General features: G+C 72.2%; 14 protein-coding genes. 8 read left to right on the plus strand and 6 right to left on the minus strand.

Annotated elements, in window-relative coordinates; translation table 11 throughout:
* On the minus strand, positions 1-2494 hold a 2494-nt coding region (locus tag Apa02nite_RS32775), incomplete at its 3' end, for an MMPL family transporter (protein WP_239164727.1).
* Positions 2495-2551: 57 nt separating this feature from the next.
* Positions 2552-3325 (minus strand): hypothetical protein, encoded by a 774-nt coding sequence (locus Apa02nite_RS32780; RefSeq protein WP_067700700.1) that lies wholly within the window; start codon positions 3323-3325, stop codon positions 2552-2554.
* Between the two features lie 240 nt (positions 3326-3565).
* On the opposite strand from Apa02nite_RS32780, the gene Apa02nite_RS32785 reads away from it, so the two are divergent.
* Positions 3566-4159: an FKBP-type peptidyl-prolyl cis-trans isomerase gene (locus Apa02nite_RS32785; protein WP_203828492.1), complete on the plus strand. Its 594-nt coding sequence runs from the start codon at positions 3566-3568 to the stop codon at positions 4157-4159.
* Positions 4160-4218: 59 nt separating this feature from the next.
* On the opposite strand, the gene yaaA is transcribed toward Apa02nite_RS32785, so the two are convergent.
* The gene (gene yaaA, locus Apa02nite_RS32790; RefSeq protein ID WP_203828493.1) at positions 4219-5028 is read right to left on the minus strand and encodes a peroxide stress protein YaaA; all 810 of its coding nucleotides are present in this window, start codon (positions 5026-5028) and stop codon (positions 4219-4221) included.
* A gap of 167 nt (positions 5029-5195) precedes the next feature.
* Here yaaA and Apa02nite_RS32795 point away from each other — a divergent pair, with 167 nt between their 5' ends.
* From Apa02nite_RS32795 to Apa02nite_RS32805, 3 genes are read left to right on the plus strand one after another with little or no spacing between them, the layout of a single operon-like run.
* Positions 5196-5663 (plus strand): hypothetical protein, encoded by a 468-nt coding sequence (locus Apa02nite_RS32795; RefSeq protein ID WP_203828494.1) that lies wholly within the window; start codon positions 5196-5198, stop codon positions 5661-5663.
* Entirely contained in the window at positions 5663-5884 is a 222-nt protein-coding gene (locus Apa02nite_RS32800; protein ID WP_067700624.1) for a helix-turn-helix transcriptional regulator, read from the plus strand. The genes Apa02nite_RS32795 and Apa02nite_RS32800 overlap by 1 nt, the downstream gene beginning before the upstream one ends.
* A complete protein-coding gene (locus Apa02nite_RS32805) occupies positions 5871-6533 on the plus strand; it encodes a DUF4386 domain-containing protein (RefSeq protein ID WP_203828495.1) in 663 nt (220 codons plus the stop codon). The genes Apa02nite_RS32800 and Apa02nite_RS32805 overlap by 14 nt, the downstream gene beginning before the upstream one ends.
* Here the strand turns inward: Apa02nite_RS32805 and Apa02nite_RS32810 are convergent.
* Positions 6496-7089: a TetR/AcrR family transcriptional regulator gene (locus Apa02nite_RS32810; protein WP_067700630.1), complete on the minus strand. Its 594-nt coding sequence runs from the start codon at positions 7087-7089 to the stop codon at positions 6496-6498. The two genes, Apa02nite_RS32805 and Apa02nite_RS32810, sit on opposite strands and share 38 nt — an antisense overlap.
* 250 nt (positions 7090-7339) lie before the next feature.
* Here Apa02nite_RS32810 and Apa02nite_RS32815 point away from each other — a divergent pair, with 250 nt between their 5' ends.
* Together Apa02nite_RS32815 and Apa02nite_RS32820 are read left to right on the plus strand one after the other, a co-directional pair.
* Complete coding sequence (locus Apa02nite_RS32815) at positions 7340-8149, plus strand: class I SAM-dependent methyltransferase (RefSeq protein ID WP_203828496.1); 810 nt, start codon at positions 7340-7342, stop codon at positions 8147-8149.
* Positions 8150-8162: 13 nt separating this feature from the next.
* On the plus strand, positions 8163-9101 hold the full coding sequence (locus tag Apa02nite_RS32820; RefSeq protein ID WP_203828497.1) for an LLM class F420-dependent oxidoreductase: 939 nt from the start codon (positions 8163-8165) through the stop codon (positions 9099-9101).
* On the opposite strand, the gene Apa02nite_RS32825 is transcribed toward Apa02nite_RS32820, so the two are convergent.
* Entirely contained in the window at positions 9091-10728 is a 1638-nt protein-coding gene (locus tag Apa02nite_RS32825; RefSeq protein ID WP_239164728.1) for a copper resistance CopC/CopD family protein, read from the minus strand. The genes Apa02nite_RS32820 and Apa02nite_RS32825 overlap by 11 nt on opposite strands.
* 82 nt (positions 10729-10810) lie before the next feature.
* Between Apa02nite_RS32825 and pgm the strand changes: the two genes are divergently transcribed.
* Both pgm and Apa02nite_RS32835 read left to right on the plus strand, forming a co-directional pair.
* Positions 10811-12454: a phosphoglucomutase (alpha-D-glucose-1,6-bisphosphate-dependent) gene (gene pgm / locus Apa02nite_RS32830; RefSeq protein WP_067700641.1), complete on the plus strand. Its 1644-nt coding sequence runs from the start codon at positions 10811-10813 to the stop codon at positions 12452-12454.
* 85 nt (positions 12455-12539) lie between these two features.
* Positions 12540-14849 (plus strand): putative bifunctional diguanylate cyclase/phosphodiesterase, encoded by a 2310-nt coding sequence (locus Apa02nite_RS32835; protein ID WP_203828499.1) that lies wholly within the window; start codon positions 12540-12542, stop codon positions 14847-14849.
* A 253-nt stretch (positions 14850-15102) separates the two neighbouring features.
* Here Apa02nite_RS32835 and Apa02nite_RS32840 read toward each other — a convergent pair whose 3' ends face one another.
* Positions 15103-16512 carry a hypothetical protein gene (locus Apa02nite_RS32840; RefSeq protein ID WP_203828500.1) on the minus strand — a complete coding sequence of 470 codons (1410 nt, stop codon included), beginning with the start codon at positions 16510-16512 and terminating at the stop codon, positions 15103-15105.
* Positions 16513-16543 lie beyond the last annotated feature (31 nt).

Genomic DNA, 16543 nt, shown 5'->3' on the forward strand with positions numbered 1-16543 from the left:
CAGCGGCAGCGGAAGCGAGGCTGGAGTCAGAGTCGGCAGCGGCACTGGAGCCGGAGTCGGCAGCAATCCCGTCGGACGGTGCGGCCTCATCGCCCCAGACGATGATCGAGGTCTCGTCCGGAGCCGTGACCAGGGAATCTTCGCTGGGCTCGATGATCGGCAGCAGCGTCGTGGCCTCATCTGCCCCGGCGAACGAGCTCCCTCCGGCCGTATGCGCCACCACGGCCGAGTAATCCAGGATCTCGGTCTCCGCCCCGACCCCGGAGGACGAGACCGCGCCGGGGGACGAGACAGCGGACAAGACGGCGGACGAGATCGCGGACGAGACGGCTGGCGAGACCGCGGCCGAGGGCAGAGCCGGGGCCGCGGAAGCGACAGCCAGCGACTCCTCCCCGGCGTGCTCCGCCAGCCCCACCCGCTCCTGCAGCCGCCGCAGCGGCCCCGGAGCCCACCAAGCCGCGTTCCCCAGCAGTGCCAGCACCGCCGGCACCAGCAGCATCCGGACCACCGTCGCGTCCAGGACCAACGCGATGATCATGCCGACGCCCACGAAGCGCATCGTCGTCACCGTCGACAGCGCGAACGCGCCGGTCACCACGATCAGCAGCAGCGCCGCCGCGCTGATCACCCGGCCGGTCCGGGTCAGGCCGGTGGTGACCGCCTCCTCGGTGGTCGCGCCCTTGGCCCGGGCCTCGACCATCCGGGACAGCAGGAACACCTCGTAGTCGGTGGACAGGCCGAACACCACGGCCGCCATCAGCACCACGATCCCGGCTTCCAGCGGCGCCGGGGTGACGTTCAGCAGGCCGGACAGGTGGCCCTCCTGGAACAGCCAGACCAGCAGGCCGAACGTGGCGCTGAGGCTGAGAGCGCTCATCACCACCGCCTTGATCGGCAGCAGGATCGAGCCGAAGGCGAAGAACATCAGCAGCAGGGTGGCGCCGGCCAGCAGGCCGATCATCAGCGGCAGTTTGTCGCCGATCGCCTCGAGGCTGTCCACGTTGCGGGCCGTGACCCCGCCGACCAGGATCTGGCCGCCGTCCGGTGGCTGCAGCGCGCGGATGTCGTCGACCACCTGGCGGGCCGTCGAGCTGAACGCGTCGGTGCTGGTCAGCGCCGCGTTGAAGACGGTGACGTCCTTGGCGGCGCCGCCCGGGCTGACCGAGGCCACCCCGGGAATCTTGGCGAGCTGCGCGGCGAAGCCAGGAGCCTCACCCCGCACCACGACCTGCACGCCGTCGCTGCTGAACTGCGGGTACGACGCCTTGAGCGTCTCCACCGCGATCCGGGACGGGTCGCTGGCGGGCAGTACCCGCTCGTCGTTCTCGCCGAACCGGACGTTCGCGATCGGCAGCGCCAGCACGATCAGGCCGGCCAGGATCGGGACCACCACGACGATCGGGCGGCGCAGCACGAACCCGGCGAGCCGCTGCCAGCCGCCACCGTCCTCGGAGCCGCCGCGCCGGCCGGGGAGCCGGATCGGGAGCTTGTCGACCCGCGGGCCGAGGATCGCCAGGACCGCCGGGAGCAGGGTGAGCGAGAGCAGCATGGCGAAGAAGACGGCGGCGAGGCCGCCGTACGCCAGGGACTTGAGGAAACCCTGCGGGAAGAGGAGCAGGCCGGCCAGGGCGGTCATCAGCAGGGTCGCCGAGAAGAGCACGGTACGCCCGGCGGTCGCCACGGTACGCCGTACCGCCTCGTCCGGGTCGTGCCCGGCGGCCTGCTCCTCGCGGAACCGGCCCACCATGAACAGCCCGTAGTCGATCGCCATGCCGAGCCCGAGCAGGCTCGCCACGTTCACCGCGAACGAGTTGACCTCGTGGGTCAGCGCGACCGCGTGCAGCACGCCGAGCGAGCCGAGCACCGCGGCGCCACCGACCAGCACCGGCAGGGACGCGGCCACGAGCGAGCCGAAGATGAACAGCAGCAGGATCAGCACGATCGGCAGCGAGATCAGCTCGGCCGATCCGAGGTCGTCGGTGGAGCGCTTGTTCGAGGTGTGCGTGAGCGGGATGCCGCCGGCCAGTTGCACGGTGGCGCCGTCGAGCGCGAATCGGGCCTGTACCGCGTCGTACGCGTCAGTCTTGTCCGCGTCGTCCTCGCCGGCCAGCGTGATCACCGCAACCGCGCTGGATTTGTCCTTCGCGGCGTAAGCCGCGTTCTTGGCGTCCCAGTACGACACGACCGCCGTGACCGAGCTCTTCGGCAGCGACGCCAGCCGATCCCGGATCCGCTTGCCCAGCGCCGCGTCGTTGATCGTGGTGCCCGCGACCGGGGTGTAGATGGCGATGACGTCACCGCCCTGGCCACCGATCGCCTCGGCGACCACGTCGGCGGCCCGCGCCGACTCGCTCGCGGGATCGTTGTAGCCCCCCTCGGTGAGCTGTCCGAAAACGCCCATCCCCCAGACACCGGCGCTGAGCACCGTCACCAACGTGACGATCAGCACCGGCCAGCGGAGGCGGGCGACCCGCGATCCCCAGCCCGCGAACACCCTGTTCCCCTTTCCCGGTGGCGGTCGTGCCACGCACCGGTACGTCAATGAACGTGCCTATTCGAGAGTCGCGGCCTGCAGCGCTACTCCACCGCAGTCCGTGTCGAACGACTTCTCGGTGATCCACTCAATGGAGATCTTGCCAGGACCGGTGGCCCGGTAGTCGACCGTGTATTGCTTGGTCGCCAGCGAGGTACCGCGCTGGGTGAGCCGGGTGGTGACGGTCGTGCCGCCGGTGGTGAGCTTCAGGGTCAGCAGACCCTGCGCGCCGGAAGCGCCCAGATAGAGCCGCAGGGTGTGCAGATCGGTGGTGGCCGGCGCCGAGAGGGTGAAGCCGTTGTCCGCCCCGCAGGTGCGGATCCCGCTGGTGGCGCCGCTGTTGCCGGCCGCCGGGGTGCCGCCGGTCCAGGTGAACCGTTGCGGGCTGAGCGTATGGCGCTGCCGGGGCGCACTCGGGGTGCCCTCGAGGATCGCGAAGCCACCCTTGGCCGAGCGTTCCAGCGAGTACGGCCCCAGCTCGCCCCAGTGCACCCAGTCGATCGTGCCCTCGTCGTCCAGGTCGACCCGGTCCGGCACCGGGCCGGACTCGATGACGATCGAGTTCACCGGCGCGGGACTTGTCGAGACGGACGGGCTGGGCAGCGGGATCGGCACCTGGTCGACAGGTGGTTCGGTGACCGCGCCGATCACCTGGGCGGTGTCGGGCTTCCCGTCCGGGCGGTTGGCCTTGATGATCAGGCCGACGGCGACCACGACGAGAACGCCGATCAGGATCACCACGGCGGGGCCGAGGTGTTCCCGCCAGCGTGGCATGCCGGGCTTCAACAGCACGTCCGGCACCTCGGGGCGTCGACGACGGCGCAACGATTCTCCAGGGGGCGAGCCGGGTTATCGGACGAGGGCGGGTGAAACGATCTCATCTTCTTCGCGAGGGGTGAAGGGCGGGTGCGGGTACGGCCCATACGGTTGATCATCCCCATCGGCGATTCGGCGGAGGTTCTTCGCGGCATTCCTCCCGGCTCCGAGTACGGTGTCCGGAGTTTCCGATCTGATCATCGAGGAGCATGACGCATGAGTGACCAGTCCGCCGCGGCGAGCAAACGTCGCAGTCAGGCGATCATGGGCGGGGTGGCCGGGGCGCTCGTCTTCGTCGTCCTGGCGATCGTGTTCTTCGTGGTCCGTTCCGGTGACGACGACAAGCAGCCCGCCACGACGAACGCGGCCGCGACCCAGGAGGCGTTGCCGCCGTCGGCGCCGGTCGTCACCGAGCCGGCCACGTCCGCCCCGGCCGCCGCGACCGGCACGGACGGGCTGTCGCCGGAGCTACAGAAGGAGCCGGACGTCAAGGCGGGCACCGGTGGCCCGCTCACCAAGCTGGTCATCACCGAGCTGGTGAAGGGGACCGGCCCGGTGGTCGCATCCGGTCAGACGGTCACCTTCAACTACAAGCTGATCCCGTTCACCGGCGGCGCCGTGATCGACTCCTCCTGGAGCCGCAACGAGCCGTTCACCTCGGTGATCGGCGCAGGTCAGCTGATCCGGGGCTGGGACCAGGGCATCCCGGGGCAGAAGGTGGGCAGCCGGATCCAGATGGACGTGCCGTCCGCGCTCGCGTACGGAAAAGGTGATCTCCGCTTCGTCGTCGACATCCTCGCCGCCCAGTAGTCCTCGGCCGGCTCTCAGGGGTGCCTGACGCGCAGCGAGGCACCCCTGAGCACCAGCCGCTAGAGTTCCGCGACGACGACGTCGAGCTGGCGGGGTCTGCCGGCCGCGACCGGCCGCTCCTCGACGGTGAACTTCAGGTCGCGCAGCGCGCTGACCAGCTCGTCCACGCTCGCCGGCTTCGCGCTTTGGGCCGCCAGCGCCCGCACCAGCCGCCCCTTGGTCGCCTTGTTGAAGTGGCTCACCACCGACCGCTTCGCCACGCCCCCGACCACGCGCTCGTGCAGCACCCGCAGCGCCGCCACCCGATCCGCTGACTCGGCCGGCGGCGCCCACATCGCCGCGTAGGCGCCGGACCGCAGGTCGAGAACGGGTCCGCCGGCCGCTGCCGGATCGAGCGCCTTTCGCAAATTCTTCTTCCAGTACGCGGTGAGCCCACCGACCGGCGCGGGCAACGACACGCCCACCGAGCACCGGTACGCCGGGATCAGGTCACCCAGCCGCACCACGCCCCACAGCCCGGAGAACACCACGGCCGACCCGTGCAGCCACGCGCGCGCGTCGTCGTCGAGCGTCCCGGCGTCCAGGGCCTCGTAGAGCACGCCGGTGTACACCGCGCCGGCCGGCCCGGCGGGCGCCTCGGGAAGTTCCGCGTTCCGGGCGATCTCCCCGCGCTGGCCCTCGCTGAGCCCGAGCACCGCGAGCGAGTCGGCCACCGAGCGCGCGCTGCCGCGCCGGCACATCGCCACCAGTTTGTTCAGCACCCGGGTGCGGGCGGCGCCCAGCTCGGGCAGCCACAGCTGGGTCGGATCCACCGGAGAACCGGTGGTAGCGGGGGTCTTCCCCTCGGACGGCGGCAGCAGGATCAGCACGCCGCGAGACTAACCGCCGGGTCGCCGCGGCCCTGGCGCGACCCGCTGCCCGGGGCGCCCGGCCGGCAGCGGATGTCAAAGATGTTTGACTTCCCGCACCGGAAGGGCCTACCGTCATCATGTCAAACATTTTTGACTTCCGGGCAGGCCGACTGGGGGAGAGGGTCATGGACGACGACGAACCGCTGCGCACCACACGGGAGGAGCGCCACGTCTGGGCCGGCCTGATCGCGATCACGCTGGCCTCGGCGGTCTACTACGTGCGGATCGTGCCGGAGCTGCTGCACACCCCGGCCGCGGACGTCTCCTGGGTCGCGCCGATGTTCTGGTCGATGTTCGCCGGCGTGGTGGGCACCGTTCTCGCCGTGGTGGTGGCCGAGGTGATCGTCGGGTTCCGCGGCCGCGACGACTGCGAGCCGGACGGCGTCACCGTCGACGTGCGGGACCAGGAGATCGGCCGGCGCGGTGGCCGCTTCGCGCTTCCGTTCATGGGTGTGGGTCTGGGCGTCGCGCTGATCCTGGCGTCGAAGGACGTGGACGGCTTCTGGATCGGCAACGCGGTGTTCCTCTGCAGTCTGGCCGCCACGATCGCCGAGGCGGTCGTCAAGCTGCGGCTCTACCGACGGGGCTTCTGATGGCCCCGAAACCCACGAAGGTCACCAACCGGATCCGGGCCCTGCGCGCCGGCGCCGGTGGGATGACCCAGGCCGATCTCGCCCGCGAGCTGGGCGTGACCCGGCAGACCGTGATCGCCATCGAGCAGGGTCGCTACTCACCCTCGCTGGAGCTGGCCTTCCAGATCGCCCGGATCTTCCGTCAACCCTTGGACGAGGTATTTCAGTATGACGAAGCCTGACATCTCGTACGCAAAAGCAGCGGGCCTCTCCTATCTCGGTCTGGCCGTTTTCGGACTGCTGGGCCACCTGATCATCCAGAGCCGGCTGCATGTCGCCGGCGATGCGGCCGCGACCACCGCGAACCTGCTCGCCCATCCGGCGCTGGCCGGTCTCGGCGTCGCGGCCGACGTCGGCGTGGTGCTCACCCAGGCCCTCGCGGCGCTCTGCTTCTTCCGGCTGTTCCGCCCGGCCGGCGACCTCGCGGCCGCCTCGATCGCCGCGTTCGGCCTGGTCAACGCGATCGTCGTGCTGATCGCCACGATCTTCTCGGCGACCGCGCTCACGGTGGTCCGGGCCGGCGGCACGCTGGCGGGCCTTCCGCTGTACGAGCTGAACGGCACCGCCTGGACGCTCGGCGGCCTGTTCTTCGGCCTGTGGCTGATCCCGATGGGCCTGCTGACCCTGCGCACCACGGTGATGCCCCGCGCCCTCGGCCTGCTCCTGATCGCCGGCGGCGCCGGTTACGTCCTCAGCGCGTTCGTGGCCCACCTGGCCGCCGACACCGCGGTCCTGACCGGCCTGCTGGCCGTCCCGGCCTCGATCGGCGAGTTCTGGATGATCGGCTACCTGCTCATCCGAGGCGGCCGCCTGAGTTCAGCACCGAGCTGACCATGCGACCCACCGCCTCCTCGTCCGGCCGGGCCCCGGTCCGGTCGGCGAAGAGCAGGTGGCCGGTTCCGATCAGCATGGCGGCGAGCGTGTCCACGTCGGCGCCGGCCGGGACGCGGCCCCGCTCGCGCTCGGCGGCCAGGTACCCGGCGATCATCTCGGCCGCTTCGGTCAGCACCGGCACCCCGGCCGGCCAGGTGTGCCGGAGCCGGGCCCGCAGCTCGTCGCGGAACGTGATCAGCGCGACGATCGCCACCGCCACCGAGCCGAACACCGCGATCAGGGCGGCGGTCAGGTTCCCGGCCACGGTGCCGCTGCCGGCCGCCGAGCGCAACGCGGCCGCCTCCGGGGCGAGCCGCTCCACCCGGTCCAGCACGTAGTCGGCCAGGAACGCGTCGAAGTCGTCGAAGTGCCGGTGCAGCACACCCTTGGCGCAGCCGGCCTCGGTGGTCACCGCCCGGCTGGTCAGCCCGCTCGGCCCGTCCCGCAGCAGGATCCGGTCGGCCGCCTCGAACAGCTGACGGCGGACGTCGCGGAGGGCAACCCCTGTCGGCACCGGCGTTCCCTTCTGCACTGACCTTGCTCCGGACCGCGGCGCGGCACCGGCAGACCGCGGCCGGTACCGACCGCGGTCCGGTGCCGGTCCCGGCTGGTTCTCAGGGGTGTCTCAGCGCCGCTGAGACACCCCTGAGAACCAGCCAAAGTCGGGAGGCGCGGCCGGGCCTCGAGTCCCGCGGTCTGGCGTGAGGCCGCTCGGGTCAATTTACCGGGTTCCCGAGTGGGCGCTTGCCCATTAGAGTGGGCGCATGCCCACTCAGCCGGAGATCCATCAGCTGCGCCAGGCCGCCGAGTCGTTCGGCGTCGATCCCGAGCGGTATGACCGGACCCGCCCGCCCTACCCCGCCGAGCTGCTCGACCGAATCCTGGCGGCCACACCCGGCCGGGCGGTGCTGAATCCCGGCTGCGGCACCGGCATCGAGTCCCGGCAGCTCCAGGCGGCCGGCTGCACCGTGCTCGGCGTCGAGCCGGACCCGCGGATGGCCGCGTTCGCCCGCGGCGCCGGACTGGACGTCGAGGTTGCCACGTTCGAGGAGTGGGAGCCGGCCGGGCGGCGGTTCGACCTGGTCACGGCGGGGACCGCGTGGCACTGGATCGACCCGGTGGCCGGCGCGGCGAAGGCGGCCGGGGTGCTGCGGCCGGGTGGGCGGCTCGCGCCGTTCTGGCACGCGTTCCGGCTGCCGGACGAGGTGACGGCCGTGGTGGGTGCGGTCTACCGGCGGCTGCTGCCGGACTCGCCGTTCCAGCTCGGCGCGGTGCCGGCCGGCTCGGCGCTGGACGGGTACCAGCCGATCCTGACCCGGGCGGCGGACGGGATCCGCGCGGCGGGCGGCTTCGGCGAGCCGGAGCAGTGGCACGTGGACTGGGAGCGGACGTACACCCGGGACGAGTATCTGGACCAGATGCCGACCTCGGGGGCGCTGACCCGGCTGCCCGCCGAGCAACTCGCCGAGCTCATCGGGGCGGTCGGCGCGGTGATCGACGAGCTGGGCGGGAGTTTCGTGATGGCGTACACATCGGTTGCCGTCACCGCGGTCAGCGAGCGGACCGCGGCCTGAATAGGGTTACCGGATGCAGCTGCGAATCTTCACGGAACCGCAGGAGGGCAACTCCTACGACCACCAGCTGGCGCTGGCGCGCCGAGCCGAGGAGTGCGGCTTCGACGCGTTCTTCCGCTCGGATCACTACCTGGCCCAGACCGACTGGAGCGACGGCCTGCCCGGCCCGACCGACTCCTGGATCACGCTGGCCGGACTGGCCCGGGAGACCCGCCGGATCCGGCTCGGCACCCTGGTCAGCTCGGCCACCTTCCGCGACCCGGCGGTGCTCGCGCTGACCGTCGCCCAGGTCGACCTGATGAGCGGTGGCCGGGTCGAGCTGGGCCTCGGCGCGGGCTGGTTCGAGGCCGAGCACCGGGCGTTCGGGCTGGACTTCCCGGACACCGTGACCCGCTTCGAGCGGCTCGAGGAGCAGCTCGAGATGATCACCGGGCTGTGGGAGGTGCCGGTGGGGGAGCGGTACACCTTCACCGGGCAGCACTACCAGGTCACCGACTCGCCGGGCCTGCCCAAGCCGGCACAGCACCCGCACCCGCCGGTGATCATCGGGGGGAAGGGCAAGACGCGCACCCCGGCGCTGACCGCGGAGTACGCCGCCGAGTTCAACGCCCCGTTCACCTCGGTCGAGGAGACCGCGGCCCTCTACGACCGGGTCCGCGCCGCCTGCACCGCGATCGGCCGGGACCCGGCGACGCTCACCCTCTCGATGGCGCACGCCACCATCGTCGGGCGCACCGACGCCGAGGTCGAGCGACGGCTCACCGCCTACGGCAAGGACGCCGCCCACCTGCGCGAGCACGCCCTGGTCGGCTCGCCCGCGCAGGTCGCCGACCAGCTCGGGCGCTACGCCGAGCTCGGGATGACCCGCGCCTACCTGCAGATCATCGACCAGACCGACCGGGACCACCTGGACCTGATCGCGGCCGAGGTGGCGCCCCAGCTCACGACGTAGGTGGCACGGTCACCGTGGTCTTCACGGTGGCCCGGTTCAGGTCGTCGACCCGGATGGTGAAGGCCACCTCGTAGGTCCCCGGCAAGGGGAACGCGATCGAGCCGAGCGCGTGGTGCGGCGGGTTCAGCCCGAGCAGTGGCTCCTTCACCGCCTCCAGGCCCTGGCCGACCAGCTGGGTGCTGACCTCCCACTCGGCGGGCGGCAGCGGCTTGCCCTCCGGGGTGTAGAGGAACGCGTGCACGGTGTTGTACTCGCCCAGCTCGACCGGGTAGATGTTGAACTGCAGCGTGTAGAGCGGGCAGGTCAGCGTCTCGGAGACGCCGACACCGGTGACCGCGCCGTCCTTGGCCCCGGCGGTGCGCCCCGGGTCGACCTGCACCAGCACCGCGCTCATCGCCAGGATCACCACGGTCGCCAGCACCTCGATGCCGACCGTGCGGCGCAACCCGTTCCCGGCGTTCGACGTCCGGACGAACCGGCGCGCGCCGGCCGCGGCGGCCAGCACCAGGACCAGCACACTGAGCTTGGCGAGCAGCAGGCGGCCGTACCCGGTCTGCACGAGCGCGGCCGGCGTGCCGACCTGCACCACGGCCTGCACGGTGCCGGCCATCGCCAGCCAGATCACCGACAGGGCGGCCCAGCGGGACCAGACCGGCAGGATCACGCCGAGCACCCGGCGGTCGGTGCCGCGCAGCAGGAACCCGGCCAGGGTGACCAGGCCGCCCAGCCAGATCGCCATGGCGGCCAGGTGCACGACGCCGACGGTGACCGTCACGGCGGGGAGCGGGGCGGCGATGGCGTGCCCGGTGAGTGGCCAGGTGGCCAGCCCCGCAAAAGCGATGAAAACCACTGAAATGCCCCGCCAGCGGCCGCCGGTGGTGCGGAGGACCCCAGGCAGGAGCACGGCGAGGAGGATCAGCACACCCAACCTGGCCAGCAGGGTGAGCCCGAACTGACTTCTGGCCACCTCACCCAGCTCGACCGCGGAGACCTGCCAGAGCGCGGCGCCGCTGCCCTGCTGGGCCTGGGTGCCGAGCGCGCCCAGCGTCGCGACAGCGGTCAGCCCCAGCCCGATCCGGGCCAGCCGGATCGCCCCGGTGCGGGACCGGCGGCGCGGCCAGAGCAGCGCCAGGAACATTGCCGGGCCGGCCGCGAGGGTAATCCCCGCGTACCCGAGGAATTTGAATGTGGGAACAGCGATCCGGACCGATGGATGGGTCCCGGTGGTGGTGGCGGCCTCGGGTCGCGCCGACGGCGCGCCGACCGAGAACGTGATCGCGCCGCCCACCGGGTGGCTGTCCGCGGAGATCACCCGGAAGCTGATCAGGTACGTCCCGAGCGGCCGTTTCGCCGCGCGGACCGGGATGTGCAGCACCGCGCCACGGGCCACGGCCAGCCCGGAGATCCGTTCGCCGTCCGGCGCGATCACCTGCACCCGGCCGCTGACCGGGGTGATCGACTCGCTGAACATCACGGTGATCTCGGTCGGCGAGGCGCCCACCACGCTGCCCGGCGCCGGGGTCGAACCGACCGTGGCGGCGTGCGCAAGAGCCGGGTCCGGAGCCGCCAGAAGGGCTCCCAGCGCCACGAGGAGCAGCAAGAACAGGCGCGGAAGTTTCCCGGTCACGCAGGATAGTTCGGATGGGGGTGCGGAAAGGTTCAAGAGACCGTCCGCTGGATACCATCCGAACACACCCCGAGGAGGCCTCATGTCCGTCCATTCCCGTGCCGGTCGGCCCGCCGAGCCGTCCGATCTGATCGACGTGCCGAAGGTCGTCTCCCGCTATTACACCGAGCACCCGGATCCGGCCGAGGCCGGGCAGCGGGTCGCGTTCGGCACCTCCGGCCACCGCGGCTCGAGCATGCGTACCGCGTTCAACGAGGACCACATCGCGGCGACCAGCCAGGCGATCGTCGAATACCGCCGTGAGCAGGGCACCCACGGCCCGCTCTTCCTGGGCCGGGACACCCACGCGCTCAGCGAGCCGGCCCAGGTGACCGCGCTGGAGGTGTTCGCCGCCAACGACGTCACCGTGCTGATCGACAGCCGGGACGGGTACACGCCGACCCCGGCGGTCTCGCACGCGATCCTGCGCTACAACCGCTCGTCGACCAAGCACAAGGCCGACGGCGTGGTGGTCACCCCGTCGCACAACCCGCCGGACGACGGCGGGTTCAAGTACAACCCGCCGAACGGCGGCCCGGCCGACACCGACGCCACCAAGTGGATCCAGGACCGGGCGAACGCGCTGATCGCGGCCGGGCTCAAGGACGTCCGCCGGGTGAGCGCGCCGCGGGCCCGCGAGTCGGCCACCGTCTCCGGGTACGACTTCCTGGCCACCTACGTCGACGACCTGCCGTCCGTGATCGACCTCGAGGCGATCCGCGCCGCCGGGGTGCGGATCGGGGCCGACCCGCTCGGCGGGGCCAGCGTGGCGTACTGGGGGGAGATCGCCCAGCGGCACGGGCTGGACCTGACCGTGGTGAACCCGGTTGTCGACCCGACGTTCGGCTTCATGACCCTGGACTGGGACGGGAAGATCCGGATGGACTGCTCGTCGCCGTACGCGATGGCGTCCCTGATCGCGCAGAAGGACCGTTTCCAGATCGCCACCGGCAACGACGCCGACGCCGACCGGCACGGCATCGTGACGCCGGACGGCGGCCTGATGAACCCGAACCACTACCTCGCCGTCGCCATCGACTACCTGTTCCGGAACCGGACCGGCTGGCCGGACACCGCCGGCATCGGCAAGACCCTGGTCTCCTCCTCGATGATCGACCGGGTCGCCGCCGACCTGGGCCGCCGCCTCGACGAGGTGCCGGTCGGCTTCAAGTGGTTCGTGCCCGGCCTGCTCGACGCGTCGATCGGCTTCGGCGGCGAGGAGAGCGCCGGCGCCTCGTTCCTGCGCCGCGACGGCCAGGTGTGGAGCACCGACAAGGACGGCATCCTGCTCGACCTGCTGGCCTCCGAGATCATCGCGGTCACCGGCACGACGCCGAGCGAGCACTACGCGGCGCTCACCTCGCGCTTCGGCAGCCCGGCCTACGCCCGGATCGACGCGCCGGCCAGCCGCGAGGAGAAGGCGGTCCTCGGCAAGCTGTCGCCGGATCAGGTGACCGCGAAGGAACTGGCCGGCGACCCGATCACCGCGGTGCTGACCAGCGCGCCCGGCAACGGCGCGGCGATCGGCGGCCTCAAGGTGGTGACCGCCAACGGCTGGTTCGCCGCCCGCCCGTCCGGCACCGAGGACGTCTACAAGATCTACGCGGAGTCGTTCCACGGCGCCGACCACCTGGCCCGGATCCAGGAGGAGGCCCGCGGGGTGGTGTCCGCCGCTCTTCAGCGCTGAAAACGGTTTGCCTCAGGTTCCACCGGGTCCCGCCGACGGTAAAGCCATCAAGGCAGCAGGTAGGCAAGGGAGCCGTACGAGAGCCATGAGCGCACGCGAGACCGCCGGTGACCGGCCACGTTCCGGCGGGCTCGCGCCTGCCGTGGTCGCCTGCGCCGCCGCCCTCGCGGTGGTGGTGTGGCTCGTGTTCGGCGACCCGGCCGACCTGTACCTGGGGTTCGCCGGCGGTCCGCTCGCGATGGGCGCCGCGGTCCTCGCCTGTGCCCGGCTCGGCGCGGTGCCGCGGCTGCCCCGGCCGGTCCGCTCGTTCTGGCGGCAGCTGCAGTTCGCGGCGGTCTGCCTCTTCGTCGCCTCGGTCGTCTCGCTGCTGCGGGCGAACAACAACACCGGCCTGTCGCCCTACGTCGGCGTCCCGATGCTGGTCGGCATCGGGACCCTGATGGCCGCGTTCCTGCGCCTGCCGATCGGCGAGCGCACCACGATCGGCTGGGCCCGCGCGCTGCTCGACGGCGCCACCGTCGCCGTGGCCAGCACCCTGATCTTCTGGTACGTCGTCCTCGACCTGGCCCCGCCCGGCACCTCGCTGGTCGCCCGGGTGGCGGCCGCGGTGGTCGGGGTCAGCGGCGTGCTGCTGCTCGTGGTGATCGGCAAGGCGGCCGCCGCACCGGTCAGCGCCGTGCACCCGGCCTCGCTGCGGGTGCTGGCCGTCGCGCCGCTCGTCGACGCGGCCGGCAGCGCCCTGCTGATCGCCGGCGCCGAGCAGGGCCGCCTGGTGCTGTCCGTGATGGCCCTGCCACTGGTCGGGGTGTCCCTGACCGTCGCCGCCCACCTGCAGCGCCGCGCGCTCGGCGCCCCGCCGCAGCCGGCCACCGGAGCGGTCCGCCGTTCGCTCTTCAACCTGCTGCCGTTCGCCGCGGTCACCGCGACCGCGATCCTGGTGATCACGGTCAGCGCCCAGGACATGACCGGCCGGCAGCGCACCGTGATCATCGGGGCGGTGCTGATCGCCGGGTTCGTGGTCGCCCGTCAGCTGCTCAGCCTGCGCGAGAACAACGACGCGCTGCGTGGCATCCGCACCCAGCAGGCCGAGCTGGAACGGCTCGCGCTCACCGACAACCTGACCGGGCTGCCGAACCGCACCCGGTTCGCGGTCGCGCTCGGCGAACGGATCGACCTGTGCCAGCCGGCCACCGCGCTGCTGATCGACGTCGACGACTTCAAGATGATCAACGACACGCTCGGGCCGGCCGCCGGTGACCAGCTGCTCTACCACGTGGCGCAGCGCCTCCGCGAGCACTGCAAGCCCGGCGAGCTGCCCACCCGGCTCGGCGGCGACGAGTTCGCCGTCCTGCTGCCCAGTGACGACCCGGCCGAGGTCGAGGCGGCCGCGGCCCGGCTCCTGGCCGGCCTCGGTGAGCCGTTCCGGCTCGGTGACCAGCAGTTGCTGCTGCACGCCAGCGCCGGGATCGCGGTCGCCGCGGCCGGTGAGACCGCCGACGAGGTGCAGCGCAACGCGGACATCGCGATGTACGCCGCCAAGGAGTCCGGCAAGGCGTCCTGGGTCCGGTTCGAGCCGCAGATGCGCCAGGACATGGCACACCACGCGCGGCTGGCCGGCGAGTTGCACGACGCGATCGTCCGGGGCGAGCTGCGCCTGGTCTACCAGCCGGTGTTCGACCTGTTCACCGGCCGGTTGCACGGGGCCGAGGCGCTGGTCCGCTGGCAGCACCCGACCCGCGGGTTCGTCTCGCCCGGCGACTTCATCCCGGTCGCCGAACGCTCCGGCCTGATCGTCCCGCTCGGCGCGTGGGTGCTGCGCGAGGCCTGCTCGCAGCTGTCCCGCTGGCGCTCCGAACACGGCGCGGGCGCGGTCGAGGCGATCAACGTGAACGTCGCGGTCCGCCAGCTGCGCGAGGCCGGCTTCGTCGACGAGGTCGCCGCCGTGCTCAGCGAGACCGGGCTGACCTCGCAGAACCTGATCCTCGAGGTCACCGAGTCGTCGGTGGTCGACGGCTGGCAGGTCCGCGAGACCCTGCAGTCGCTGCACGAGATGGGCGTCAAGCTGGCCCTCGACGACTTCGGCACCGGGCAGTCCTCGCTCAGCCTGCTCCGTGCGTTCCCGGTCGACGTCCTCAAACTGGACAAGTCGTTCGTCGACGGCATCGCCGACGGCACCGACCGGGGCCGCCTCGCGGTTGCCGCCGCGGTCGCCCAGCTCGCGGAATATTTGCAGCTCAAGGCGGTCGCCGAGGGTATCGAGAGCCAGGAACAGCTGGATCGCCTGCGCGAGATGGGCTACCGCTACGGCCAGGGCTTCTTCATGGCCAAGCCACTGCCGGCCGAGGAATGCGGCCGCCTGATGTCCGCCGCGCCCCTCGAGGCCGCCGCCCCTTAACCCCTATGTGGTACGCATAGGGAGCGCCCGCCCGCAGGCTACAAGCCGAGTCCCGCCCGTGAGGCCGACGCGAGACCGCTACCCGTCCCGACCGCAGCGCGCCTCCCGGCCTCGGCTGGCGCTGGCGGCTGTCTCACGCCGATCGAGGCAGCCGCCAGCACCAGCCGAAGTCGGCAACTGCCGCGCGCCCGGACCCCGGCTGGTTGTCAGGGGTGCCTCAGCGGGTGCGAAGCACCGCTGAGAGCCAGCCGGGTCAGTTGGTGACGGTGAGGGCGGACATGCCCGCGACGGCCAGGAGGTCGACACCGGCCTCGCCGGCTGCCCAGCCGTTCGCGGTGAACGAGCGGCCCGGTGCGATGCCCTTGTGCGTCGAGCCGTCCAGGGTGACCTGGCCGGCGCCGGACTGCACCCGGACCCGGACCGGGGTCGACCCGGCCAGGTTCACCAGGAACTGGTCGACGCCACCGGTCATCCGGACCGGCATCAGCCCGTGCGGCTCCGGCAGGGTCAGGTCGATCCGGCTGGCGCCGCCGTTCAGGTCGACGGCGGCGAGGTCGGCGCCGGTCAGGTCGATCCGGCTGTGCGCGACCCCGCCGTCCACCCGCAGGGTCCAGCGGACCGCCGAGTTCAGCGTGATCGTCACGGCGGCCGAGCCGCCGCTGCCGTCCGAGCGCAGGCGCAGCTTGACCGCGTCACCGTCCTGGTCGGCCGACGGGGTCAGGCCGCTGTCCGACGCGGTACTGACCCGGAACAGGTCGTCGCCGAGGTCGGCGGCGCTGAGCTGGACCAGGGTGGCGCTGTCGACCAGGTCGAAGGAGGCGGCGTCCAGGCCGTTCCGGGCCCCGGTCAGCGGCCCGGTGGCGGTCGCGCCCCCGGTGGGCCCGGCGCCCCCGGCGTCCCCGGCCGGCGCGGTGCCGCCGTTGTCCGCGGTCGGCTCGGCGGCCGGCTCGGTGGTGGGCCGCGCCGTGGCGGCGGCCGCCTCCGGGGTCGGCTTCGCGGCGCGGGGTACCAGCAGGAACGCCGCGACCAGGCCGGCCAGCGCGATCGCACCGGCGGCCATCAGCAGCGGTTTGCGCCGCCGGGCCGTGATCGGGAGGGGCTCGAGGTCCGGGGGAGCGCTCCAGCCGGGCAGCGGATACGCCGACGTGAACCCGGGATCGTCGAACGGATCACTGGCCGGCGGGTAGGCGATGCCGCTGACCGGTGTGAACCCGGTCGGATCGGTGTCCTCCTCGGCGAAGTCCACAGGTTCCGGGGCCGGCCACGCGGACGTCCGCTCGACCTCACCGCCACCCGGCACCGCCCGATCCGGCATCGGCAGCGTCACACGCCCGCCACCAGTGGCAGCCCCCGGCCCGGCAGCAGCCGGCCCCGCCACAGCATCCTGATCCGACGCCCCGAACGGCTCAGGCGCAGCAGCCGGCTCAGGCCCAGCGGCCTGATCAAAAGCGGCCTGGTCCCACGCCGCCTGGTCGAATGCGGCCTGGTCCCGCGCTGCCTGCTCGAGCGCCGCCTGGTCAAAAGCGGCCCGGTCGAGCGCCGCCTGATCGGGTGCGACCGGCTCGGGAGCGGGGATCCCGCCCGGGACCGGCTGGATACCTGTGGCGTAGCGGACCGCCCGATCTGGGTCGGTCTGCGGATTTTCGGCCGGAACCTCGGTCATCGTTCCTCCTGCGCCCCTGGTCTCGGCCATC

This window comes from Actinoplanes palleronii (genome assembly GCF_016862315.1).
In the GTDB taxonomy this organism is placed as follows: domain Bacteria; phylum Actinomycetota; class Actinomycetes; order Mycobacteriales; family Micromonosporaceae; genus Actinoplanes; species Actinoplanes palleronii.